Genomic DNA, 543 nt, shown 5'->3' with positions numbered 1-543 from the left:
CCCGGCGTGAAGTAGAGTCCTTCCGACCGAGGAGGGCTATTTGATGAAGAAGAGCCGTTTCAGCGAGGAACAGATCATCGGGATCCTGCGAGAGCAGGAAGCCGGCCATAAGACGGCGGACATCTGCCGCCGTCATGGGATTTCGGAGGCGACATTTTACGCCTGGAAATCGAAATATGGCGGGCTTGAGGTATCAGAAGCCAAGCGTCTGAAGGGCTTGGAGGATGAGAACAGCCGCCTGAAGAAGCTGCTGGCCGAGGCGATGCTGGACAACGCCATGCTGCGCGAGGTTGCAGGAAAAAAGTGGTAAGGCCCGCCGCGCAGCGCCGGACGGTTGCCCACCTGCGGGCGACGTTCGGGGTGAGCGAGCGGCGGGCCTGTTCTGTCCTGAAGGTGCATCGCCGGACGATCCGCTACCGATCTCGGCGCCCTGATGACGGCGCCCTGCGGCAAAGGCTGCGGGAGCTGGCATCGGAGCGGCGGCGGTTCGGCTACCGACGTCTGGGATGTCTGCTGGCCCGGGAGGGGATGGCGGTGAACCAT

1 pseudogene is annotated in these 543 nt (G+C 63.4%); it reads left to right on the top strand.

Annotated features, from left to right (window positions below):
- Positions 1 to 43: 43 nt before the first annotated feature.
- Positions 44 to 543 (top strand): annotated as a pseudogene (locus tag ACM9LZ_RS25985) (transposase); the annotation flags it as partial.

The sequence above is a fragment of the Niveispirillum fermenti genome (assembly GCF_048066175.1).
GTDB lineage: Bacteria > Pseudomonadota > Alphaproteobacteria > Azospirillales > Azospirillaceae > Niveispirillum > Niveispirillum fermenti.
This window is presented reverse-complemented; position numbering and strand designations above follow the sequence as displayed.